The sequence below is a fragment of the Erwinia sp. HR93 genome, assembly GCF_034555055.1.
GTDB lineage: Bacteria > Pseudomonadota > Gammaproteobacteria > Enterobacterales > Enterobacteriaceae > Apirhabdus > Apirhabdus apintestini.
This window is the reverse complement of sequence record NZ_JAXUDP010000001.1, coordinates 2,910,106-2,934,468: the sequence shown is the minus strand read 5'-3', so window position 1 is coordinate 2,934,468 and position 24,363 is coordinate 2,910,106. Positions and strand designations below refer to the sequence as shown.

Annotated in this window: 21 protein-coding genes and 1 pseudogene; 2 read left to right on the top strand and 20 right to left on the bottom strand. The window is 54.2% G+C overall.

The window, feature by feature from the left end; genetic code table 11:
• Positions 1-7: 7 nt before the first annotated feature.
• The 5 genes from cobB to lolC are packed head-to-tail and all read right to left on the bottom strand — an operon-like array spanning position 8 to position 4,925.
• The gene (cobB, locus tag SFA31_RS13740; RefSeq protein ID WP_322839373.1) at positions 8-841 is read right to left on the bottom strand and encodes a Sir2 family NAD+-dependent deacetylase; all 834 of its coding nucleotides are present in this window, start codon (positions 839-841) and stop codon (positions 8-10) included.
• 15 nt (positions 842-856) lie between these two features.
• Positions 857-1,768 carry an N-acetylglucosamine kinase gene (nagK, locus tag SFA31_RS13735; RefSeq protein ID WP_322838482.1) on the bottom strand — a complete coding sequence of 304 codons (912 nt, stop codon included), beginning with the start codon at positions 1,766-1,768 and terminating at the stop codon, positions 857-859.
• Between the two features lie 16 nt (positions 1,769-1,784).
• Positions 1,785-3,029, bottom strand: a complete 1,245-nt coding sequence (gene lolE, locus SFA31_RS13730; RefSeq protein ID WP_322838481.1) for a lipoprotein-releasing ABC transporter permease subunit LolE — start codon at positions 3,027-3,029, stop codon at positions 1,785-1,787.
• On the bottom strand, positions 3,029-3,733 hold the full coding sequence (gene lolD / locus SFA31_RS13725) for a lipoprotein-releasing ABC transporter ATP-binding protein LolD (RefSeq protein WP_322838480.1): 705 nt from the start codon (positions 3,731-3,733) through the stop codon (positions 3,029-3,031). The genes lolE and lolD overlap by 1 nt, the downstream gene beginning before the upstream one ends.
• Positions 3,726-4,925 (bottom strand): lipoprotein-releasing ABC transporter permease subunit LolC, encoded by a 1,200-nt coding sequence (lolC, locus tag SFA31_RS13720; protein WP_322838479.1) that lies wholly within the window; start codon positions 4,923-4,925, stop codon positions 3,726-3,728. Before lolC ends, lolD begins: the two co-directional genes overlap by 8 nt.
• Before the next feature lie 305 nt (positions 4,926-5,230).
• Between lolC and SFA31_RS13715 the strand changes: the two genes are divergently transcribed.
• Together SFA31_RS13715 and mfd are read left to right on the top strand one after the other, a co-directional pair.
• A complete protein-coding gene (locus tag SFA31_RS13715) occupies positions 5,231-6,295 on the top strand; it encodes an acyltransferase family protein (RefSeq protein WP_322838478.1) in 1,065 nt (354 codons plus the stop codon).
• 245 nt (positions 6,296-6,540) lie between these two features.
• Positions 6,541-9,987 (top strand): transcription-repair coupling factor, encoded by a 3,447-nt coding sequence (gene mfd, locus SFA31_RS13710; RefSeq protein WP_322838477.1) that lies wholly within the window; start codon positions 6,541-6,543, stop codon positions 9,985-9,987.
• Between the two features lie 505 nt (positions 9,988-10,492).
• Here the strand turns inward: mfd and SFA31_RS13705 are convergent.
• The 15 genes and pseudogenes from SFA31_RS13705 to fabF form a co-directional block, all read right to left on the bottom strand.
• Entirely contained in the window at positions 10,493-11,032 is a 540-nt protein-coding gene (locus SFA31_RS13705; RefSeq protein ID WP_322838476.1) for a glycine zipper 2TM domain-containing protein, read from the bottom strand.
• A gap of 283 nt (positions 11,033-11,315) precedes the next feature.
• Positions 11,316-12,608, bottom strand: coding sequence for an NAD(P)/FAD-dependent oxidoreductase (locus SFA31_RS13700; RefSeq protein ID WP_416208331.1), 1,293 nt, complete (start codon positions 12,606-12,608; stop codon positions 11,316-11,318).
• A 422-nt stretch (positions 12,609-13,030) separates the two neighbouring features.
• Entirely contained in the window at positions 13,031-13,573 is a 543-nt protein-coding gene (ycfP, locus tag SFA31_RS13695) for an alpha/beta hydrolase YcfP (RefSeq protein WP_322838474.1), read from the bottom strand.
• A gap of 46 nt (positions 13,574-13,619) precedes the next feature.
• On the bottom strand, positions 13,620-14,633 hold the full coding sequence (gene nagZ / locus SFA31_RS13690) for a beta-N-acetylhexosaminidase (RefSeq protein ID WP_322839372.1): 1,014 nt from the start codon (positions 14,631-14,633) through the stop codon (positions 13,620-13,622).
• A 14-nt stretch (positions 14,634-14,647) separates the two neighbouring features.
• A complete protein-coding gene (gene thiK / locus SFA31_RS13685) occupies positions 14,648-15,484 on the bottom strand; it encodes a thiamine kinase (protein WP_322838473.1) in 837 nt (278 codons plus the stop codon).
• The gene (gene lpoB, locus SFA31_RS13680; protein ID WP_322838472.1) at positions 15,465-16,094 is read right to left on the bottom strand and encodes a penicillin-binding protein activator LpoB; all 630 of its coding nucleotides are present in this window, start codon (positions 16,092-16,094) and stop codon (positions 15,465-15,467) included. Before lpoB ends, thiK begins: the two co-directional genes overlap by 20 nt.
• A gap of 10 nt (positions 16,095-16,104) precedes the next feature.
• Positions 16,105-16,479 (bottom strand): YcfL family protein, encoded by a 375-nt coding sequence (locus SFA31_RS13675; protein WP_322838471.1) that lies wholly within the window; start codon positions 16,477-16,479, stop codon positions 16,105-16,107.
• Between the two features lies 1 nt (position 16,480).
• The gene (gene hinT / locus SFA31_RS13670) at positions 16,481-16,843 is read right to left on the bottom strand and encodes a purine nucleoside phosphoramidase (RefSeq protein WP_322838470.1); all 363 of its coding nucleotides are present in this window, start codon (positions 16,841-16,843) and stop codon (positions 16,481-16,483) included.
• Between the two features lie 147 nt (positions 16,844-16,990).
• Positions 16,991-18,423, bottom strand: a pseudogene (ptsG, locus tag SFA31_RS13665) (PTS glucose transporter subunit IIBC).
• 296 nt (positions 18,424-18,719) lie between these two features.
• Positions 18,720-19,508 carry a metal-dependent hydrolase gene (locus SFA31_RS13660; protein ID WP_322838469.1) on the bottom strand — a complete coding sequence of 263 codons (789 nt, stop codon included), beginning with the start codon at positions 19,506-19,508 and terminating at the stop codon, positions 18,720-18,722.
• A gap of 14 nt (positions 19,509-19,522) precedes the next feature.
• Complete coding sequence (gene holB, locus SFA31_RS13655; protein WP_322838468.1) at positions 19,523-20,530, bottom strand: DNA polymerase III subunit delta'; 1,008 nt, start codon at positions 20,528-20,530, stop codon at positions 19,523-19,525.
• Positions 20,530-21,168 (bottom strand): dTMP kinase, encoded by a 639-nt coding sequence (gene tmk, locus SFA31_RS13650; protein WP_322838467.1) that lies wholly within the window; start codon positions 21,166-21,168, stop codon positions 20,530-20,532. The genes holB and tmk overlap by 1 nt, the downstream gene beginning before the upstream one ends.
• Positions 21,158-22,180 carry a cell division protein YceG gene (yceG, locus tag SFA31_RS13645; protein ID WP_322838466.1) on the bottom strand — a complete coding sequence of 341 codons (1,023 nt, stop codon included), beginning with the start codon at positions 22,178-22,180 and terminating at the stop codon, positions 21,158-21,160. The genes tmk and yceG overlap by 11 nt, the downstream gene beginning before the upstream one ends.
• 10 nt (positions 22,181-22,190) lie before the next feature.
• On the bottom strand, positions 22,191-22,991 hold the full coding sequence (pabC, locus tag SFA31_RS13640; RefSeq protein WP_322838465.1) for an aminodeoxychorismate lyase: 801 nt from the start codon (positions 22,989-22,991) through the stop codon (positions 22,191-22,193).
• Between the two features lie 94 nt (positions 22,992-23,085).
• Positions 23,086-24,327 carry a beta-ketoacyl-ACP synthase II gene (gene fabF, locus SFA31_RS13635; protein WP_322838464.1) on the bottom strand — a complete coding sequence of 414 codons (1,242 nt, stop codon included), beginning with the start codon at positions 24,325-24,327 and terminating at the stop codon, positions 23,086-23,088.
• Between the last annotated feature and the right edge of the window lie 36 nt (positions 24,328-24,363).

Here is a 24,363-nt window from a genome sequence, read left to right as displayed (position 1 = left end):
CATGGTGCTAAGTATTTGTGGCCTCGGCCAGCAGAGTGTCAATAAACGCCGGTACTACCTCGCTCGCAGGACCATAATGTTTTTCGCTGAACTCGCTGCCCACCTGGCTTGGGGCCAGATTAAGCTCCACGGTGTGCGCCCCCTGCAGTTTCGCTTCGTGTACAAAACCCGCCGCCGGGTAAACGTGCCCGGAGGTGCCTATCGCGATAAAAATATCGGCGGCGCCGATCGCCTGATAGATTTCATCCATTCCAATCGGCATTTCACCAAACCACACCACGTGCGGTCTCAGCCGGGCGGGAAACTGACAGCAGTGGCAGCGTTCATCAACTGCAACATCGTCAGCGCGTTCCAGTACCTGACCGCTGCGCGAACAGCGCACTTTCAACAGTTCACCGTGCATATGAATAACGTTGCGGCTACCGGCGCGTTCATGGAGATTATCAATATTTTGCGTTACCAGCAGAAAGCGATCGCCCAGCGCGGCTTCAAGTTTAACCAGCGCCTGATGAGCGGCATTCGGGATAATTTCCGGCTGCTGAAGCTGGCGGCGACGGGCATTATAAAACTGCTGCACCAGCCCCGGATCGCGCTCGAACCCTTCTGGCGTGGCAACATCCTCTACCCGATGTTCCTCCCACAGCCCGTCTGCGGCGCGAAATGTCTGGATCCCCGACTCGGCAGAGATACCCGCACCGGTAAGCACCACCACTCTGGGTAACGGCATGTCTTCACCTCCTGCCTGACCGTCACGGAAAAAGATACGCTGTCGCAGCCGCTCCCGTAACTGGCGTTTATTTTTTCTGAAACGGCTTAAGCGATGCAGGCGACGTGATTGTATGACCATCTTCGATTGCTACTCCGTCAGATGAAGGAAAGCGGCGCCGCGCATACCGCCAGCGTCGCCGTGGCGCGCGAGCGCTATGCGCGGAATGCGCGCCGCAGGCAACAGCACAGAGGCCAGGTTCTCGGGCAGCGCCTGCGCCAGCCAGGAAAACCGGGATAACCCTCCGCCTAATACCACAATGTCCGGATCGAACGCGGTCAGGAGATTACCCAGACACACGGCCAGCAGCGCGAGATAGCGGGCGACGTGCCGGCGGGCCTGCGCCTCGCCCTGCTCCCATGCAGTAATAATCGTCGGCGCGTCCAGCGCCTGCTGGTAGAAATGCTGGTATAGCCAGGCAAAACCGCGCCCTGAAAGGTAATTTTCCATGCAGCCGCGCTGACCGCAGGCGCAGTGGATCAGGGGAATATCAGCTCCGAGGATCTCCAGCGCATCAACGGGTAAGCGCATATGACCAAATTCAGCGCACAGACCGTTATATCCGCTAACGATGCGCCCATTCACCACCAGCCCGCCGCCCATCCCGGTGCCTAAAATAAGCCCCATCACAACCGGGGCGCTGCGAAATTCGTCGTCCCAGGCTTCGGATAGCGCGAAACAATTCGCATCGTTTTCAATGCGCACCTCGCGCGTTAGCAATCGGCTTAAATCCTCTGCCAGCGGGTGCCCGCTCGCAGCAGGCAGGTTTGCCGCGTAGAGCAGCCCCTGCGCGGTGCGCGGCGTGCCGGGTATCCCGATCCCCACGCTCCCCGCTTCACCGTATTGCGCATCCATTTCTGTAACCAGCCGAATAATCGCCTGAATAAAACGGTGATAGTCATCATGCGGCGTGGCGATACGCCGCTCCTGAAGCAACTGTCGCTGCGAGTTATATACTCCAAGCGCGATTTTGCTGCCGCCGATATCAAAACCGTAGTACATCCTTCCCCCGCTGCGCTTACTGGCCGCTTAAAACGCGGGCGGGATCGATATTGCTGGCACGCCTCGCAGGATACCAGCTCGCAAGCAGACTCAGTGCCAGAGCGGTACCAAGGACGTAGACCACGTCCATCCAGTGCAACTCTGAAGGTAGAAAATCAATAAAATAGATTTTACCGGATAAGAAATGATGGCCGGATATACGCTCAATGAGCGCGATAATATCCGTCAGGCGCCAGGCGGCGAAGACGCCGATCGCAGCGCCAATGACGCTGCCAAACAGACCGGCCATCAGCCCATACCAGATAAACACGGCGCGGATAAGCCCGTCTTTTGCCCCCAGCGTGCGCAGCACCGCGATGTCACTGCTTTTATCCTTCACGGCCATCACCAGCGTCGAAACAATATTGAAACAGGCGACGCCGATAACTAACACCATCGCTAAATACATAATGGCGCGGATCATTTGAATATCGCGATACATATATCCATAGGTGCCAATCCAGCTTTTAATATAGACGTAAGCGTTAGTCACTTCTCCGGCAGCCCGCACGCGCTGATTTGCTTTAAATACGTCATCCACTTTAACGGCGATACCTGTGACACTGTCACCCATACCGAGGTATTGCTGCGCATCCTGCAGCGGTATCATGGCGAAATTATGGTCGAGTTGGCCGCTAAGCTGCAAAATACCCTGAACCTGCATACGCACTCGCTTTGGCTGGCGCAAATCGTGTCCGGCATCGGTATTCGGGATCATGATGGAGATCCAGTCGCCGCGCTTTACCTTGAGCGACTGCGCCACGCCGCCGCCGATGATAATTTGCTGCGCACCGGCGTGGAAACCGCCCCAGGCGCCGTCTTGTACAAAGCGCGGCAGCGTGCTCAGTCGCAGTTCCTGTTCAGGGGAAACGCCCTTTACCTGGATAGCGCGCATATTCGCGCCGCTTTCCACCAGCCCGGTAAAGTTTACGTACGGTGCCGCCGCTTCAATGCCGCTGACTTTCTCTATGCGAGAAAGCGTATCGCGCCAGCCTGAAAACGGCTGATTAACCGGTTCTATCTCCCCATGCGGCACCACCGCGAGGATGCGGTTATTCAGCTCGCGCTCAAAACCGTTCATCGCGCTTAGCCCGACGATAAGCACCGCCACGCCCAGTGCAATGCCTATTGTGGAAATCACGGAGATAAGCGATACCATTCCGCCGCGCCGCCGCCCGCGGCTAAAGCGCAGGCCAATCAACAGGGAAAGAGGCGCGGCCATTACCGTGCCTCCGCAAACGGCGCTGCACCGCTAAGCTGCCCGTCACGCATTTCCAGACGCTGGGTCATACGCTGCGCCAGGTGCAAATCGTGGGTAACAACCAGGAACGCGGTACCTTGTTTTTCGTTGAGAAGGCCCAGTAGGTTAAAAATGGCGTCCGCATTGCGCGCATCCAGGTTGCCGGTGGGTTCATCCGCCAGCACCAAACGCGGGTTATTCACGAGCGCGCGCGCGATAGCCACGCGCTGGCGCTCTCCGCCGGAAAGTTCAGAGGGGCGATGCCCGGCCCGATGCTCTAAGCCGACCGCCGCCAGCATTTCCTGCGCGCGCGCGGTAATCTGCGCCCCCTTCTGGCGCCCAATCAACAGCGGCATGGCGACGTTTTCCAGCGCGGTGAAATCCGGCAGCAGGTGGTGGAACTGATAGATAAAACCAAGTTCCCGGTTACGCAGATCCGCTTTCTCAGCCCCGCTCATGCCGCTTAGCGAGCGCCCGTCAAAAATGACATCGCCGGACGTGGGAGTATCCAGGCCGCCGAGCAAATGCAGCAGGGTGCTTTTCCCCGAGCCAGAGCTCCCGACAATCGCCATCATATCGCCGCGCTGTACGCTAAAGCTGACATCATGCAGGACATCCGTTTTCACGTTGCCTTCCTGATAACGTTTGCACAATTTATCGCACTGTAGCAGGACAGAGTTACTCATAGCGTAAAGCCTCGGCGGGTTGAGTGGCGGCAGCGCGCCAGGACGGATAAAACGTAGAAAGTAGTGCCACCAGCATCGCCGCAGCGGCAATCGCAACCACCTGCAGCGGCTCAATGGCTACCGGCAGCGAGGCGCCATCGAGTGCGGCGCCGATAGCCGGCGCCAGCGTATTCAACTGACTGGCCAGAATAACACCCAGCACCGCGCCTAATAGCGCGCCGATAATACCGGCGCTGGCGCCCTGCACCATAAAGACTGCCATAATCTGGCGGCGGGTTAACCCCTGAGTCTGTAAAATAGCCACCTCGCCCTGCTTTTCCATCACCATTAATCCCAGTGAAGTAATGATGTTAAATGCAGCGACGGCGACTATCAGGCTCAGCAGCAGCCCCATCATGTTTTTTTCCATTTTGACGGCCTGGAATAACTCGCCTTTGCGTTCACGCCAGTCTTTCAAAACCGTGCCCTGCGGGCGCGCCTGCTCGGATAGCACGTCTACCGCCAGCGGATTGTTCAGATACAAACGCCAGCCGGTAATGTTACCTGCGGGATAGCGCATTAAGCGCGAGGCGTCCTGGATATTGACCAGCATCTGGTAACTGTCCACTTCGCTATTCGCCGCGAAGGTTCCAATAACGGTAAACAGGCGCTGGCTCGGTAAGCGCCCCATTGGCGTAAACTGGCTGGCGGAGGGCACCATCAGGCGAATGGTATCGCCACGGCGCACGCCCAACTGGCTGGCTAGCTGTTCACCTAAAATTACATTGTACTGGCCGCCAGCTAACGCGCGCTGCTCCACATTCGTCAGATAAGGCGTGAGCGGATCACGGCGTGCGGGATCGATTCCCAGCATGACGCCAACCGCTACGCTGCGCGCGCTTTGCAGTACCACATCGCCGGTAGTAAGCGGCGCGGTCGCTGAAACGCCCTGCAGTTTTAGATTATCGGCAGGAAAGCGCCGGGGGTCGATAGAGCCGGAATCAGAGGTGATGAGAGCCTGAGGCATTAAACCCAGGATGGTATTTTGTAATTCACGCTCAAACCCGTTCATCACTGACAGCACCGTAACCAGCGCCATTACGCCAAGCGTAATGCCGATAGTGGAGAGCCATGAGACGAAACGACCAAAGCGGTCTGCTGCGCGCCCGCGCATATAACGCAGGCCAATGAATAACGCCACTGGTTGATACATGAAGTTCGTGTAACCGCGTTTTGGCAAATTGAAGGGAAGTATATCCACGATACCGTAACAGGTAAATGAATTATAACGTTTTTTTAAAGTCTTACCCAGCAGAAAGGCAATTGCAAATCAATAAGATAAGTGCCTTCTCCGCTCATTTTAACCCAGGAATGTTTAATAATTCCGCCTTAACATCAGCCTGATCTTTTTCCTAAATTTACCAAAAACCGATAAAAACAGACAAATGGAGTAAAACCTCAGCCATAGTTTTCCCAGGATCAACGCTCTTTTACCGTTAAACCAACCGCTGGATGAGTATGAAAAATAAGCATCTCTGGATAAACCAGATTAAGGGAATGTGTATCTGCCTGGTGGTGATTTATCACTCGGTTATCACATTTTATCCACATATTATCTCTTCACTTCAGGGGCATGCTGTCTATCTCGCCAAGCTCTGGATTTATGGCAATTTATATCTGGCGCCGTTTCGGATGCCGGTTTTCTTCTTTATTTCAGGCTTCCTGATTACGCGTTATATGAGTCAGGTGCCCTGGCGCGGGTGCGTCAATAAACGCGTGTGGAATATCGTATGGGTGTTTCTTTTATGGGGTCTGCTGCAATGGCTGTTTATTAGCCATATTAATCACTGGTTCTCAGACCCCGTCACGCACAATCCTGCCTCCAATGCCGCCTATGCGGCAACGCCCGGCCAGTTTATTCACAGCATGCTGACCGCCAGCACCAGCCTGTGGTATCTCTACGCCCTGGTGATTTACTTCGTTATCTGCAAACTGCTCTACGTCCACAAACGCTGGGCATTGCCTCTGCTTATCGCCGTAAGTATCGCAATTAACTTTTTGCCGCTGCCGTACTGGGGCATGAACAGCGTGGTGCGTAACGCGCCGTATTATGCGCTGGGAGCGTGGTACGGCGCACAATTGGTTGAAATGATGAAGTTATGGCAAATTCGACGCAGTCTGATTTTGCTGACGGGCGCCGGGCTGGCGGCGGCGGTGCTCTATGCCATGAACGTTAATCTTCCGCTCTCAATGCTGTCGATATTGCTTATCATGAAAGCGTTTTATAAGTTCGAGCAGAAAACGGGCAGCCATCCGCATTCGCTGTTCAATGTGATTGGCACCAATACCATCGCCATCTATACCACGCACCGAATTTTAATTGAGGCGATGAGTCTGGTAGCCATTAGCTTATTCCGGCACCACCGTCTCCCCGGCGCGGTACACTATATCGTATTGTTTGGTTATCCCTTAATGAGTCTTGGGATTTGTACTCTGTTCGGGCTTATCATGCGCCGCCTTTCCCACAGTCTGGCGGGCGATATGCTCTTTACGCCGCCGCGCGAGCTGGTTACCGAGCGGTAAGGGCTTTTCTCCTCGCACCGGTACCGACAGAGCGGTAATTCAGTGCTACTGTCGGTATCATGCGCCTGCACCTCCCCTTTCTATCACCTTGTATTGTGCACGGCGCAATTGCCGCCACCCGCGCTGCCGCTTCACGCAGCGCATTACAGTAGTTGCCAATAAGATACGTTCGGGGATAATAATGCACTCAGGTTTTCACACCATTCATCTCACTCGCGCGCAGTGCGGGTAACAGCAGAGCGTCTATGTCTGAACAAAATCGATACAGCCTGCCCACAGCCGCAGGCGAACAGCGCCAGCTTGGCGAACTAACGGGCGCGGCCTGCGCCTGTGAAGTGGCAGAAATCGCAGAACGTCATCAGGGGCCGGTGGTTCTGATTGCCCCGGACATGCAAAACGCCCTGCGCCTTGAAGATGAAATCAAACAATTTACTCAGGAGTTAGTTACCCATCTTGCCGACTGGGAAACGCTTCCATACGACAGTTTCTCACCGCATCAGGATATTGTTTCCGCCCGCCTTGCCACGCTCTATCAACTGCCATCCATGCGCCGCGGCGTACTGATTTTACCGGTGAATACGCTGATGCAGCGCGTATGCCCGCATAATTACCTGCACGGCCACGCACTGGTAATGCGTAAAGGTCAGCGCCTGTCGCGCGACACATTACGCGAGCGGCTGGAGCAGGCCGGCTATCGGCATGTTGACCAGGTCATGGAGCACGGCGAATACGCGACGCGCGGCGCACTTCTGGACCTGTGGCCGATGGGCAGCGAACAGCCGTTTCGGCTGGACTTTTTCGACGACGAGCTGGATAGCCTGCGCCTGTTCGACGCCGACAGCCAGCGAACTCAGGAAGAGGTTGAGGCCATTAATTTGTTGCCTGCGCACGAATTTCCGACGGATAAAACTGCCATTGAGCTATTTCGCAGCCAGTGGCGCGATCGCTTTGATGTGCGGCGCGATGCGGAGCATCTCTATCAGCAGGTCAGTAAAGGCACGCTGCCGACGGGCATTGAATACTGGCAACCGCTGTTTTTCGCCGAGCCTTTATCGGCGCTGTTTAGTTACCTTCCGGCTAATTCTTTGCTGATTAATACCGGCGACCTTCAGGATAGCGCAACGCGGTTCTGGCAGGACGTGAATACCCGGTTCGAAAACCGGCGCGTCGACCCTATGCGTCCGCTTCTGGAACCTGATACGCTCTGGCTGCCCCCGGAAACGCTATACCGTGAGCTAAAAAACTGGCCGCGCGTGCAGTTAAAAACGGAAACGCTGCCGAACAAAGCCGCCAACGTTAACCTTGGCTATCGGCCACTACCAAATTTAGCCGTTGAACCGCAGCAAAAAGCGCCGCTGGATAACCTGCGCCGCTTTCTCGACGCCTTTGACGGTTCAGTTATTTTCTCCGTAGAGAGCGAGGGGCGGCGTGAAGCGCTCGGCGAGCTGCTGGCACGCATTAAAGTCGCGCCCAAACGGCTATTGCAGCTCGAAGATGCACGGCCAGGGGTATCCGGATTGATGATTGGCGCCAGCGAACACGGGTTTATTGATGAACCCCGCAGGCGGGCGCTAATTTGCGAAAGCGATATGCTGGGCGAGCGCGTCGCGCGCCGACGCCAGGAGAACCGCCGCACCATTAATCCGGATACGCTGATCCGTAACCTGGCCGAACTGCATCCCGGGCAGCCGGTGGTGCATCTGGAGCACGGCGTGGGTCGCTATGCTGGCCTGACAACGCTTGAAACAGGCGGCGTCACCGGAGAATACCTTATGCTCATCTATGCGGGCGATGCAAAGCTGTATGTGCCGGTCTCGTCATTGCATCTTATTAGCCGTTACGCGGGCGGTGCGGAAGAAAACGCCCCGCTGCATAAGCTGGGCGGCGATGCCTGGAGCAAAGCCCGGCAAAAAGCGGCGGAAAAAGTACGCGATGTCGCCGCCGAGTTACTGGATATTTATGCGCGCCGCGCCGCCCGTGCCGGCTTTGCGTTTCGACACGATAAAGAGCAGTACCAGCGCTTTTGCGACGGCTTTCCTTTTGAAACCACGCCGGACCAGGCGCGCGCAATTAACGCGGTGCTGAGCGATATGTGTCAGCCGCTGGCGATGGACCGGCTGGTGTGCGGCGACGTCGGTTTCGGCAAAACTGAGGTGGCGATGCGCGCGGCGTTTCTCGCCGTAGAAAATACGAAACAGGTCGCGGTGCTGGTGCCCACCACGCTACTGGCGCAGCAGCACTATGATAATTTTCTCGATCGCTTCGCCAACTGGCCGGTTCGCATTGAGATGCTTTCCCGCTTTCGCAGTGCAAAAGAACAAAATCAGATTCTTGAACAGGCGGCCGAAGGCAAGATTGATATTCTGATTGGCACGCATAAATTACTGACCAGTGGGCTAAAGTGGCGCGATTTAGGGCTACTGATCGTCGACGAAGAGCACCGGTTTGGCGTGCGCCATAAAGAACGCATTAAGGCGATGCGCGCCGACGTCGATATTCTGACGCTAACCGCGACCCCTATTCCGCGCACCCTGAATATGGCCATGAGCGGCATGCGCGATCTGTCGATTATTGCCACGCCGCCGGCGCGGCGGCTGGCGGTAAAAACCTTCGTGCGCGAATATGACAGCCTGGTGGTGCGTGAGGCTATCCTGCGTGAGACTCTGCGCGGCGGGCAGGTTTATTATTTATACAATGACGTCGAGAATATTCAAAAAGCGGCGGAAAGGCTCGCAGAGCTGGTACCAGAGGCGCGCATCGCCGTTGGCCACGGGCAGATGCGCGAACGCGAACTGGAACGCGTGATGAATGATTTCCACCACCAGCGCTTTAATGTGCTGGTTTGCACCACCATTATAGAAACCGGCATCGATATTCCGACGGCCAATACCATTATTATTGAGCGGGCCGATCATTTCGGGCTGGCACAGCTTCACCAATTGCGCGGGCGCGTGGGGCGTTCGCATCATCAGGCCTATGCCTGGCTGTTGACCCCGCATCCTAAAGCGATGACCACCGACGCACAAAAGCGGCTGGAAGCGATCGCCTCACTTGAAGATCTCGGCGCCGGTTTCGCACTGGCGACTCACGATCTGGAAATCCGCGGAGCCGGCGAGCTATTAGGCGAAGGGCAAAGCGGACAAATGGAGAGTATCGGCTTCTCTTTGTATATGGAGCTGCTGGAAAACGCGGTCGATGCGCTGAAAGAAGGTCGGGAGCCGTCACTTGACGATCTCACCAGCCAGCAAACCGAGGTTGAATTGCGCATGCCGTCCCTGCTACCGCAGGATTTTATCCCGGATGTTAATACGCGTCTCTCCTTCTATAAGCGCATCGCCAGCGCCAAAGATGACGCAGAACTCAACGAAATTAAGGTCGAATTGATCGACCGTTTCGGCACCCTTCCGGATGCCGCCCGTAATCTGCTGGATATTGCCCGGCTGCGGCAGCGGGCACAGTCGCTCGGCGTACGAAAACTTGAGGCGAACGATAAAGGCGGGGTTATCGAGTTCAATGAAAAGAATCACATCGATCCTGCGTGGCTGATTGGTTTACTGCAACAAGAACCCCAGCGCTACAGGCTGGATGGGCCAACCCGCCTGCGTTTTACCCAAGAGTTGGCGGAGCGGAAAATTCGGCTCGACTGGGTGCAGAGTTTCCTCAATCAACTGGAAGTAAATGCGATAGCCTGACGCTGCTGGATTGCCTGACTTAAAAAACCCCTTATCGGCAGGTACCTGCCGATAAGGGGTTTTGCATTTCATCTGAAAGAATATACGCCACGGGCTGAAAACGCCCCGCCGCCGGTGAAGAAGTAGATTGCCGGTACAGGCAGGTATTCACGATATTACGCCACCTCACCAAAATGCGGGCTTTATCGCCCCGCGATACGCCTTAATTGGACATGGTGAAGTGTGGAGTATAGATAAATCGTTGAACGGCATGACTCACCTGCCGATATACGGTTACGGCCACGAAAAACCGGCCCTGATTATGTTTCTGAAACAGTGAGCATACCAATCTCGCGATAGCATTATGCGGCTGCTCGCTATCGCGATGGTCGTCCTGCCACTGGCCCTGGAGTGGCGAATATTCACCTTCTTATTTATTTTTATATTTATAAACAAAAACTAGCGGTAAAAAAATGGCGATTTTAAGGTGAAATTCCAACACATGTGAAAGCGCCGACTATTTCACTCAGGCAGACTGATCCAGTTTTAGCTGCCCGTTTTTGTTAAGCGGTATTTGGCTGCCAGGATCGTTATCCATCCGGATTTTCCCGGTGCGGTTCCCTATTTTATAGGTGACATCGTAACCCACGCGCTTTTGCGTCTTATCATAAACGGTACGGCACCGGCGCTGCGCCGAGGAGCGGGTATCATTATCTTGCATCGCACCCTGAATTTGATTACCGGCGTAACCCCCGCCCAGCGCCCCTGCGACGGTCGCAACATCTTTGCCCCTACCGCCGCCAAACTGGTGCCCGATAACACCGCCAGCCACGGCCCCAAGTGCGGAACCAATTAAGCGATTTTCATCCTGCACCGGCGCCCGGTGCGCAACGGTAACATTTCGACAAACATTACGCGGGGTTTTTATCGTTTCATTAATCGGTTTCGCGGATACCACCTGCGCATACTGGGGAGCCGGACTAAAAACATCAAGCCCGGCCACTGCGGCTACGCCCAGCGCCGCCGCGGCACCAATACCGATACCCGCCAACATTGATTTATTCACACAACCTCCTTCGCACAGTGTCATTGAACAATTCTGCAACATCATTAACACGCTCACCAATCAGAAACAGGATGAAAAATGCAGAATCATGCGTTAACAAAGGGTATTTAGGAGTACTCCCACTTTCACTGTGGAGTGCGAATAGATATCAGCTGCCCCTATAAAGTTGATTGTCGGGCGCTTTCTTGCGACTAATAATGACATAAATGAAGAATTGAGCGCAGAGAGAGAGATTGAACGTGGGGCGAAAATATGCGCCCCGGAAGGGCGCATATCGCGGTTATTAATGCAATTTTAATCGCGGGCGGATCACCCGGTTAATACTGCCGACCAGTATCATGAGGGCGGTTTTAAAATAACCGTGCAGCGCAACCTGATGCATACGATAAAGAGAAACATACACTAATCTCGCCATTCTGCCTTCAACCATCATAGAGCCACGCATCAGGTTGCCCATCAGGCTGCCTACGGTTGAAAAACGCGATAGCGAGACCAGAGAACCGTGATCCTTATACAGATAGCTTTTGAGTGCCCTTCCCCTACGCTGCGCTAAAATATTGTGCAATACGCACGACGCCATTTGATGAGCCGCCTGCGCGCGGGGCGGGACAAACCCGCCTTCCGGGCGTGGGCAAGACGCGCAGTCGCCAATGGCGAAAATAGTCGCGTCGCGCGTGGTTTGTAGCGTCGGCTCAACCATAAGCTGGTTAATACGGTTGGTTTCCAGCCCGCCAATTTCTTTCATAAAATCAGGCGCTTTAATGCCTGCCGCCCATACCATGAGGTCGGCCTGAATAAATTCACCGTCTTTGGTATTTAATCCATCGGCCTGCGCGCTGGTCACCATGGTTTGGGTTAACACCCGTACGCCAAGCTGCGTTAACTCACTGTGCGCCGCGTTTGAGATACGGGGCGGCAGCGCCGGGAGAATGCGCTCACCGGCCTCAATTAGGGTCACATTAAGCGCCTCGCTGGTCAGGCCTTTATAGCCATAACTGTGCAGCTGTTTCACCGCATTATATAACTCCGCAGAAAGCTCTACGCCGGTTGCACCACCGCCAACGATTGCAATATTGACCTTTCCGCCAGCGCTCGCGTTCGCCGAATATTTTAAAAACAAATTCAGCATCTGCTGATGAAAGCGTTTGGCCTGGTGTGGATTATCAAGAAAAATGCAGTTTTCTTTAACGCCAGGAGTATTGAAATCATTCGATGTGCTCCCCAGCGCCATCACCAGCGTATCGTAGCTCAGGTAACGTTCGGGCACGAGCACATCGCCCTTTTCATCGCGCAGCGCGGCGAGAGTGACCGTTTTCTGCTCCCGGTTAATATCCATCACTGAACCGAGCTGAAACTGGAAGTGATGGTGACGGGCATGCGCGAGATAACTCAGCGCATCTACGCCTTCATCCAGCGATCCGGTTGCGACTTCATGTAGCAGCGGTTTCCACAGGTGACTATTATTTCTGTCAACCAGCGTAATTTCCGCTTTTTTAGAACGTCCTAATTTTTTTCCAAGCTGTGTCGCCAGTTCAAGGCCACCCGCACCGCCGCCGACGATAACGATTTTCTGCATTGCCGTACCCAATGTAAGCACCTCTTTAATTCATACGTCGCCCCGAAAAAGTGGGGCCAAAATATTTTTATTAACACTCATTTATCATGGCTGAAACGATAAACCCGATAAGAATATCATGAATGGCATATTGGTCATACCAAAATTGATATGAATCAATTTTCACCAAGATCGTGCGAAGGCGCAGAATGATTTTTTGTATATGAAGCAAAAAAGAGGGTTGCCAGACGAAGCATTGCGCTGGCGCTCGCTGCGTTTTATCACTGTAAAACGGCGCTGCTCCGGAGCGATTAATACGCGCCGGTTTTGCCCGCGATGAAGGGACGGTGTGTTAAGAGAGGAAGCGCATACGCAATGACGCCGACAGCGATTCACATATCACGACTCGCCTGCCGGATCGTCTTATTTGAAGTGGGGGAGAGCTATCCCAGCGTTTTAAACGCTTTAATGCGCTGTAAATGCGGCGAGATATTTTTGAATTTATGCGTTTGCTCTTCATCCCAGATTATCTCATAGAAAGGATGCAGCACTTTCGCGGTACTTTGGCTGTCCAGCGCCTCATCCTGCCGGGACAAAATCGTCATACAGCGATCGCGGTTTTTCTCGCGGAAGTTTTCCACGCATTTCGTGGCGATATCCAAATACTCTTCCGGGCGATCGATTTTGCCTTCCATATTTTCATAAGGAAATAAATTAGGATTAAAAATCACCTGCCGCATATCGCACAGAAAACCAATGCGCTCGGCCCAGTAGCCGCCAAGCCCAACGCCACAAATTAACGGGCGGTCATCGATATTGAGCTGCAGCATCTTATCTACTTCCCGTAAAAGATGCTGCATATCGTGTTTTGGGTGCAGCGTGCTATAGCTTATCAACCTGACGTCGGGATCGATAAACTGGAGCTGCAATACCTTTTCATGGTTGCCCGGGCTGTTTGAGTCAAAACCGTGTAGATAGATTATCATTACATCCTCACTGCATCAGAACATCATCCAGATAGTACTTTGTGCGTCACTGTGCTGATTTACAGGCCTGCCAGCGCACATTGAGTTCGGTCAAGTCGCGATTAACCTGCTTCCAGCGCGGCGAATCCATGAGCGCCTGACGCGTCAAAGAACCAGTATGGTACAGTTTCGCAACGCGCGGCGCGCTCTGCGGCGCAAGACTATCCAGTATCTCAATCGCACCGCTACGATTATTACAGACTAACGCCATATCACACCCGGCCTCAAGCGCGGCCCGCGCGCGCGCCGGATAGCCGCCCATGATTGCCGCGCCTTCCATCGATAAATCATCGGAGAAAATCACGCCGTCAAAACCCAGCTCCGAGCGTAATACTGTCTTAAGCCAGTAGGGAGAAGCGCTGGCCGGACGAGCATCGGCATCGTGATAAATAACGTGCGCCGGCATTATCGCATCCAGCTTATTCTGGGCAATCAGCGCCTGAAACACCGCCATATCGCGTTGACGAATTTCTGACAGCGGGCGCGAGTCGTACGGTGTCTCTTTATGAGAATCTGCGCTCACCGCACCGTGTCCGGGGAAATGTTTGCCGGTGCTTTTCATGCCCGCGCTGCGCATTCCATCAATGGCGCTACCCGCAAGCTGAACCACGTATTTCGGGTCATCGTGCCAGGCCCGTTCGCCAATGGCGGCGCTAACGTGGCCAACGTCCAATACGGGCGCAAAACTAATATCAATGTCCATGGCTATCATTTCACTGGCCATTAGCCACCCAGCCTCACGCGCCAATTGCACGCCCTGCTCCAAGCCCAAAAGCGCAGCAAAGGACTGCGCGGCAGGCAGTGCGGTAAACCCTTCACGAAAACGCTGTACGCGCCCCCCTTCCTGGTCGACCGCTACCACCAGACGCTGCCGCGACGCCTCGCGGATCTGGCGCACCAGCTCACGTAACTGCTGAGGATCGTGGTAATTACGGGTAAAGAGGATCAACCCGCCAACCAGCGGATGCTGTAAAATTTCCCGATCTTCAGCGCTAAGCTCATAGCCCGCGACGTCAAGCATTATCGGCCCTACACTCACGTGTTTCTCTCCTCATTGCGCAGCTGCTGCCAGGCAGCATCTGCCAGTTGAATAAATTGATGCTCGCCGGTTTGATGCCAGCGGCCTTCATACCACGACGCGCCCAGTACCAGCCCCCAGGGCCGCCAGCGGCGAATTTGCGCGCTTAGCGTCGTTTCATTCAGCCGAGCCAGGCTTGCATAATGCGAAACGAGCTTATTATTTGTCGACTCATCGCCACAGTCCGCCAGCGCCAGCTCAAGGGCGATATCACCGTCCCCGGCATACTCCCAGTCGATGAGCTGCAAATGTGCCCCGTTGCTAATAATATTTCCGGCGTGAATATCCATATGCAGCGGTGCCAGGCGCAGCGGATGCGGCTCGCCGCGCGCCTGTAGGCGATGAAGCCAGCGCAGCCATTGCTGCGAGCGCCGCGCCGGTGCCGCCAGCAGCCACCAGCGCTCAAGTAACCCTGTAAGATTTACCGCCCAGCCGAATGGAGGTAACTGGTGTAAATCACGTAATATCCGGGCCAGGGCGGAAATAGGGGTAATAATGGGCGATACGCTACCGGGTAGCCAGCTTGTCAGCAACCAGTCGCGGTTTAACCCTATCGGGCGCGGAGCGATTCCCTGCGGCAGATGCGATAGCGCCCTGTACTGGCGCGCCAGCGATACCCCAGGGAGCGCTTCTGCAGAGCGGCAGCGCGCAGCCAGCGTTACGGAATCAATCGTCAGGCGATAACTACAGCCGCTCAACCCCTGCATACCAGATATAACACCGGCGGCCCTGGCCGCCGGAAAATGCTGAGTAATTAAGCGCTGCAGCGAGGCATTACTGGATCCGTTCAACATCGCCTTTGCCCGACCAGACAATTTCTCCGGTCTGCACCGTCATTAATTGCATCTGCAGGGCGGGCGCGTTGACGTTTCCGCTAACGCTGCTGTACAGCACATAGTGCGCTCCGACGTTACGGGCAATGCCAATCGCCTTACTGCGGCTACCAAGACTATCCTCAGGAGAAAGGCCTAACTGCTGCTTCGCCAGCGTTAATTGCTGCGCGCCCACCAGCGTGAATGTACCGTTATTCGCCAGCGCTTCGGTAAGCGCTTCGGTCGCCTTCCCCGCCTGTAAGCTGCCGTTGGTGCGGTTATTCACGCTATCTACCAGCAAAACGCTGCCGCTGGAAACACCCTGCGCGTGGAGCATTTTAGCCACCAGCGGCTGTATCGCACCGCTCCAGTTAAACGCTTTCTCTTTCGGTTGCGCCGGCGTTTCAGGCTCAGTAATCGGCCCCGGCTGCTTCGGCACTTCCGGTACGGTCTCATTCGGCGGCGGTACGGGCTGTTCCGGCGCGGGTTTAACCTCATCAACCGGGGCGGGTTTCTCTCCATTGATTCCACACCCGACTAATACCAGCGCGAGAGCGCCGACGGTGACGTAACGATGAATTTCCTTAATCAACTTTTACCCCTCACAGCCAAAGAGAGAGGCGCACGTGACGCGCCCCCATAAAATTACCGCTGGACATTAATGCTACGCTGCGGTGCGCCGGCACCGTTATGCTGCGCGCCTGCTCCAGCGGGTGCATCTCCAGCCCTTTTCCGTCATACCAATAGAAGCGATAATTAACCTGGATATCCCGCCCGCGTTCATTATAGAGGTGCGAAATGGCTACCGGCTGAAGATCGCTGCGGGAAAATGCGGGTTTATCCGCAGTGATACCGGCAGCCAGCAATGTCGATTCCATTACCAGCGTTTGCCCGTCGTTAACGGGAATTACCGCCGTTGAGGATGAGCATCCGGTTAATAACCCGGCGATAACGCCAGATAACAGAAAAAGGCGCATATTATACATCGTCTTCGCACGCAAGGAGCGGCCCGAGAGGTCTCCCTCCAAGCAGATGCATGTGGATATGATAAACTTCCTGGCCCGCATGGCGGTTGCAGTTAACCACCAGACGATACCCTTCTTCTGCGATACCTTCCTGCTGCGCGATTTTCGCGGCGGCAATCATCATACGCCCCAGCGCCTGCTCATGCTCCGGCTGTACATCGTTTACCGTAGGAATAAGCGTATTCGGCACGATCAAGATGTGCGTAGGCGCCTGCGGAGAGATATCCCGAAAGGCGGTCACCAAATCATCCTGATACACAATATCGGCGGAAATTTCGCGGCGAATAATTTTGCTAAAAATTGTCTCTTCGGCCATGACTGAGTCCTTAAACATAAACCTGAAACGAGTATGAGCGAGATGTAGCTTTTCTTTCAACCTTCCAGCGCAATTCTTTAATTAAATGCGGTTCTTTAAAACAAAAAAGGGTGCCGAAGCACCCTTTTATTTACTCCCCGTCACTCATTAACTGTTACGGATAAATTCATCCATTTCAGTTTTCAGATTATCTGAACGGGTACCAAAAATAGCCTGAACGCCGGAACCTGCAACGACAACGCCCGCCGCACCCAACCCTTTCAGCCCGGCCTGGTCTACTTTAGACACATCGGCAACGCTAACGCGCAAACGTGTGATACAGGCATCAAGGTTAGTGATGTTCTCTTTACCGCCGAAAGCGGCAACCAGCGCTGGCGCCATCGTCCCACCTGCGGTAGTGACGCTTTCCGTAGCCGTATCTTCGCGGCCTGGCGTTTTCAGGTTAAACATATTGATGACAACGCGGAAGATAACATAGTACAGCAGCGCGTACACAATACCGACAATCGGGAATAACCACAGTTTGCTGCTGTTGCCGCTCAGTACGATAAAGTCGATCAGCCCGTGGGAGAAACTGGTGCCGTCGCGCATACCGAGCAGAATACAGATAGGGAATGCCAGCCCCGCGAGGATTGCGTGGATCAGATACAAAATCGGCGCCACAAACATGAAGGAGAACTCGATAGGTTCAGTAATCCCCGTCAGGAAGGAGGTTAGCGCGGCTGAAACCATTATTCCGCCAACTTTTGCGCGATTTTCAGGCTTAGCTGAATGCCAAATAGCAATCGCCGCCGCCGGCAAACCATACATTTTAAACAAGAAACCACCGGACAGTTTACCCGCCGTAGGATCGCCCGCCATGTAACGCGGAATATCGCCGTGGAACACCTGCCCCGCTGAGTTGACATATTCGCCAATTTGCATCTGGAACGGCACATTCCAGATATGATGCAAGCCGAATGGCACCAGGCAACGTTCAATAAACCCATAAATGCCGAAAGCGACTACCGGGTTTTGGTAAGCGGCCCACTGCGAGAAGGTCTGGATAGCGGTACCGATAGGCGGCCAGATAAAGGACAGTACGATACCGAAAAGAATAGCCGTCAGGCCGGAAATAATCGGCACAAAACGCTTACCGGCAAAAAACCCAAGATATTCCGGGAGCTTGATGCGGTAAAAGCGGTTAAACATATAGGCCGCAATCGCACCGGCAATAATTCCGCCAAGAACGCCGGTATCCGCCAGGTGTTTGGCTGCAATCTCTTCCGGCGACAGGTGCAGCACCAGCGGTGCGACCACCGCCATGGTTTTCACCATAATGCCGTAGGCTACGACTGCGGCCAGCCCGGAAACGCCGTCATTATTGGTAAAGCCAGCGCCACGCCAATAGCAAAAATTAATGGCATATTGGCAAACACTGAACCGCCCGCCTCGGCCATCACATGTGAGACTACCGCGGGTAGCCAGCTGAAGTTAGCGGAACCGACGCCCAGCAGGATACCTGCAATGGGCAACACGGAAACCGGCAGCATCAGCGATTTACCCACCTTTTGCAGGTTAGCAAATGCATTTTTAAACATAGTTGAGAGAGCTCCTGAGTATTTGTGCTTTTTTTATCTTTTGCACGCCGCGGGGAGAACGGCGTTTAATGCAAGGCGTCTGAGCGCCTTTTATTTATTACGCAGAGTAAAATAAATCAGAGATATATTACTTGATAGCTATCACGTTTCAGCAAAGGGCGGTTTAAAAAGCGTAATTAACGTTAATAATCTATTTATAAGCGCCCGATAACCCGCATAAACAGCCTGTTTCAGGCGCTAAACTTTACCTTCTCCGCCCATTAATTACGAGCAGTAAAATAATTATAATATCGGAATTATTGTAGACGTTCAGGCTCGACGGGGAAAAGATCGCCGAAATTCTGCGTTGTCACGCGCGCCAGTTCCTCAAGGCTTACCCCTTTCAGCGTTGCCATATATTCCGCTACATCACGTGCCCATGCTGGCTGGTTTGCTTTGCCCCGATGCGGCACGGGTGCCAGCCACGGTGAATCTGTCTCAATCAATAGGCGATCCAGCGGCACATAGCGCGCGGCCTCGCGCAGCGCCTGCGCATTCCGGAAGGTCACTATCCCTGAAAAAGAAATATAAAAGCCGAGATCCAATAGTTTCTCCGCCGTTTGCTTATCCTCAGTAAAGCAGTGTAGTACACCGCCGCACTCTGTCACGCGCTCCTCCCGCAGAATAGCCAGCGTATCTTCACGCGCATCGCGGGTATGAACGATTATCGGTTTTTTTAACTCTCGCCCCACCTGAATATGTTGACGGAACGCGGTTTGCTGGCGCGCTTTATTTTCCGGCTCATAGTAATAATCAAGCCCGGTTTCACCCAGAGCGATAACGCCTGGCTCCGCCGCCAGACGGCGTAAATCTTCTATATCAAACGCCTCTCCCTGGTCCAGCGGATGAACGCCGCAGGAAAAAGCAACATTTTTCCGATCGCCGATGAATTGACGCATCGCCTGATATCCCGACAGCGTCGTCGCCACGGCAAGCATAAACTTAACGTCCCTCGCCGCCGCTTTGGCCAGTACGTCATCGACGCTTTGATGTTCCGTTTCATAATCCAGCCCGTCCAAATGGCAGTGTGAATCCACTAAAAACATAGCGTTTCTCTTCTTTATAAGTGCGATAACGACAGTGCACGCCCAGGGCGCCTGTCATTTTCCCAGCTCAACAGCATTTCGAATAAAAGTAATTCGCGATTAACGCCGGAAATAGCGCTCAATTGTTCCCGGCAGTGAAACAGTTTAGTGAGTGAAGTTTGTAGTACCGGCTGCGCTGCGCTTTGTGCAATTTGTGCCACCAGTGCCGTATAATCCACATTGGCGATCCACCTTCCGGCATGATGTTGCCATTTGATGCCATCCAGTAACAGTGAACCCAGCCAGCGCAGTATCTCCGGCGCGTTATCCTGGTTGAGAATTTTAAGTAGCGGTAGCCAGGCGCCGCTTTGCAAAGCCAGCTCCACGCCCGCGCACAGCTTTTGGCGCAGTTCCCAGCGCTCCGAAGTTAAAAGTTCCAGCGCGGCGGCCGGCGCGCCGTCGCAAAGCCGCAGTGCCGCGCGATGTAGCTCTGCCGATAAGCCGTTTTCCCGCCCCAGCCAGACCACGGAAAAAGTTTCATCGGGCGGGGCAAGATGGTAGCAAAAACAGCGGCTGCGCAGGGTCGCCAATAGTCGCTCTGGCTCCCGGCAGCTTAGAAAAAACCAGCATTCTTCCGGCGGTTCTTCCAGTGTTTTCAATAGTGCATTAGCCGCCGCTTCGGTCAGGCGCTCCGTTTCGGGGATCCATACGACCTTAGCCCCCCCCATGCGGGAGCGATCGTAGAGTTTCTCCATCGCGTCGCGTACCGCATCAACGCCGAGGCTGGTTTTCCCCTTTTCCGGTGCGATAACCCGGTAATCAGGGTGCGTTCCTGCCTGCATCAGGCGGCAGCTATGGCAATGCCCGCAGCTTTTATTTTCTTCCGGTTGCCGACACATTAACCAGCGGCTCAGCGCGTAAATAAGCGCATCAGCGCCCATCCCTTCCTGCGCCTGCACCAGCAGCGCATGATGGCCTTTGCCCTGCCGATAGCCACTAATGAGTTTTTCAAATGCCGGACGCAGCCATGGGTACCAGCGCATTACGCCTGCCCCTGAAACCAGCGTGTAATCACAGCACGGATATTCGCCGAGACGTCTTCCAGCGGCTGCATGGCATCAACCGTAATTATCCGTGAATCCTGCTGCGCAAGGCTGAGGTAGCGCGCCCGGGTTCGGTTAAAAAAGTCGAGCGATTCCTGTTCTATCCGGTCAAGCGCGCCGCGCGCGCGCGCGCGCCTGAGGCCAACGTCAGGCATAACATCAAGGTAGAGCGTTAAGTCTGGCGCGAAATTGCCTAACACCGCGGTACGCAGCGTTTGCAATAACTGTGCGTCAAACCCGCGCCCGCCGCCCTGATAGGCCTGGGTCGATAGGTCATGACGATCGCCGATGACCCAGGCGCCGCGCGTTAAGGAAGGCTTGATGACCGTTTCTACTAACTGGACGCGCGCCGCGTAAAACAGCAGCAGTTCGGCTTTATCCGTTACGTGCTCTTCATCCGTGGCGTTTACCTCTAACATCAAATCGCGCAGTTTTTCAGCCAGCGGCGTACCGCCCGGCTCGCGGGTAAAGACCATCTCTTTCACACCGAGCTCGCTCAGCGTCTCGACCACCTTATCGCGCGCGGTGGTTTTACCTGCGCCTTCAAGGCCTTCGATAACAATAAATTTACTGTTCATTTTTATCCCTGAGCGTTTGCAAATAATCTCGTACCGCCCGGTTATGGTCGCGCAGATTGGTGTTGAAGGTATGTCCTCCTTTTCCATCGGCGACAAAATACAAAAATGCGGTTTTGGCTGGATGCGCCGCCGCCCGCAGAGAGGCTAAACCCGGGATCGCTATTGGCCCCGGGGGCATGCCGCTAATAATATAGGTATTATACGGCGTCGGGGTTTCAAGATCGCGCCGAGTCAGGCGTCCAGTGTAATTATCCCCAAGCCCATAAATAACGGTAGGATCGGTCTGCAGCCGCATGCCGGTACGCAACCGGTTAATAAATACCGATGCAACGCGATCGCGTTCGACGGCAACCGCCGTCTCTTTTTCAATGATTGACGCCATGGTTAACAGCGCATTCTTATCTTTATAAGGCAGATTTTTATCACGCGCATTCCACTCATCGTTTACAGCGTTAACCATACGGCGATGGGCGCGCTTTAACAAAGAGACGTCGCTGGTACCCGCGGTATAAAGCCAGGTGTCTGGCCAGAACCAGCCTTCCAGCGGCGAACTGTCATCCCACTGCAGTGATTTTGCTACGGTCGCATAACTGTCATCGCTTAACGTATGCTTTATCCAGGGGGAGGCGCGCAGCTGTTTTAGCCAGTCGCTCAGCCGCATACCTTCAATAAAGCGCATGGGAAACTGGGCCTCTTTCCCCGATGCGAAAAGCGTCATCATATCTGCAACGCGCATTTTGGGCGTAAGGCGATAGGTGCCCGCTTTAAAGTTGGTAAGCCCGGGGTGAAGATATAATAACCATTGAAAGACGCGCGGCTGCCTGATAAGCCTGGCTTTATAAAGCTGTTGCGCCAGAGCGATGCGCCTGGTCCCCGAAGCGACGGTAAAATAGGTATCCTGTTGTATCGATAAATGCGCATTCGCCAACCGGTTTACCTTCCATAACCCGGCTGCCAGCGCAAGCCCCACTACAATGATGAAAATTAAAACAACCCGCCGTAATATCTTCATAACTTATCGGTTACTCACATTTTGGGGCCAAAAACTGGTACAACGCGCGCGAGGAATAACGCCAACAGGACGCCTGCCGGACGGGCAGTATCGGCATTAATGCATTGCAGATGAAGACTTCTTCTGCCTCCTGCAATGCTTCTAACGGTGCTCGTACCTGCTGCGCGTGCCACGGTGAATTAGCCAGTAATCGCAATATACGTTGCCGCATTGTGCCGTCAACGCCCGCTCTATCGAGCCGTGGGGTATAGACGTTTTTCCCTTTGCGCCAAAATAAATTAGCCGCACAGCATTCCGTAAGGTGCCCCTCAGTGTCAAGAACCAGTGCTTCATCAGCCTGTATCTGGTCAAGATGTTTACGAATCAGTATCTGTTCCAGGCGGTTTAAGTGTTTTATACCAGCAAGCCAGGGATTACAGCCAAGTGGAACGGGAACCGGCATTAATAGTGCTCCACGCTCAGATAAATCAGCATAATGCGTCGGTGCAGAAAATAACCTCAACATCCTGACGGACTCCCCGCAGCCGCTGGTGCCGTAGCCGCGCCCACCGCTACCGCGGCATATAACCACTTTCAGCGTGGCTTTACGCTCTGCCTGTGCCAGGCTGGTTATATCCTGCAATAGCGTCTGACGCTCAGGCATTGGGATGTCCAGCCGCCGGCATCCTTCTTCCAGCCGCCGCATATGGTCATCCAGAAAGCGGACATCACCGTCAATAACGCGTGCGGAGGTAAAACATCCATCCCCAAACTGTAAGCCCCGCTCAACCAGCGCTATGTTATCTCGCCATTCGCCATTAATTAACCACATTAGGGACTCCGGGTCAGCGCTCAGGCTTTATTTCGGGAAAGGAACATTGAGCAAGAATAAGAAGGGCCCGTGAATACGGGCCCTGTGGCATCAGTTACAGCTTCTTAAAAATAAGAGAGCCGTTAGTTCCGCCAAAACCGAAGGAGTTGCACAATGCATACTCCATACCGGAAACCTGGCGCGCCTCATGAGGAACGAAGTCGAGATCGCATCCCTCATCAGGATTATCCAGGTTAATAGTTGGCGGTACGGCCTGGTCGCGCAGCGCAAGAATCGAATAAATGGATTCTACAGCGCCAGCGGCTCCCAGCAGATGCCCGGTCATTGATTTCGTCGAACTAACCAGCACGCGTTTTGCATCTGCACCAAACACCGCTTTCACGGCCTGAGCTTCCGCTTTGTCGCCCGCCGCCGTAGACGTACCGTGTGCATTGACGTAGCCGATTTCACCAGCATTGAGACCCGCATCACGCAGAGCGTGTTGCATCGCAAGCTGAGCACCCGCGCCATTTTCCGGCGGCGAAGTCATATGATACGCATCGCTGCTCATACCAAAACCGACCAGCTCTGCGTATATTTTCGCGCCGCGCTTCTTCGCATGCTCGTACTCTTCCAGCACCAATATGCCAGCGCCATCGCCCAATACGAAACCGTCGCGATCTTTATCCCATGGACGGCTTGCCGCCTGAGGATTATCGTTACGGGTTGATAGTGCACGCGCAGCGCCAAAGCCACCGACGCCCAATTGGGTGCTGCCTTTTTCCGCACCGCCAGCCAGCATGACATCAGCATCACCGTAAGCGATAATACGCGCGGCATGGCCGATATTATGCACACCAGAAGTGCAGGCAGTCGCGATAGAAATACTCGGACCGCGCAAACCAAACATAATACTAAGGTGCCCGGCAACCATATTGACTATCGTAGACGGCACGAAGAATGGGCTAATTTTCCGGGGGCCGCCGCTCATTAAGGCGGTGTGGTTCTCTTCGATAAGACCCAGGCCGCCGATACCGGAACCAATGGCTGCACCAATGCGCGGCGCATTTTCTTCCGTTACTTCAAGCCCGGAATCATGCATTGCCTGAACGCCAGCAATAATTCCATATTGAATGAAAACATCCATTTTACGCTGTTCTTTGCGCGAAATGATGTCATCACAGTTAAAGTCCTTTACTAAGCCAGCAAATTTGGTTGCATAGGCGCTAGTATCGAAATGGTCGATAAGGCTGATGCCGCTCTGACCGGCAAGCAGAGTTTCCCAGTTTGACTCTACAGAATTGCCGACAGGAGACAACATGCCAAGTCCGGTCACAACTACACGACGCTTAGACACGTTCGTCCTCCAGGGAGGGAAAATGATACAAGTGGG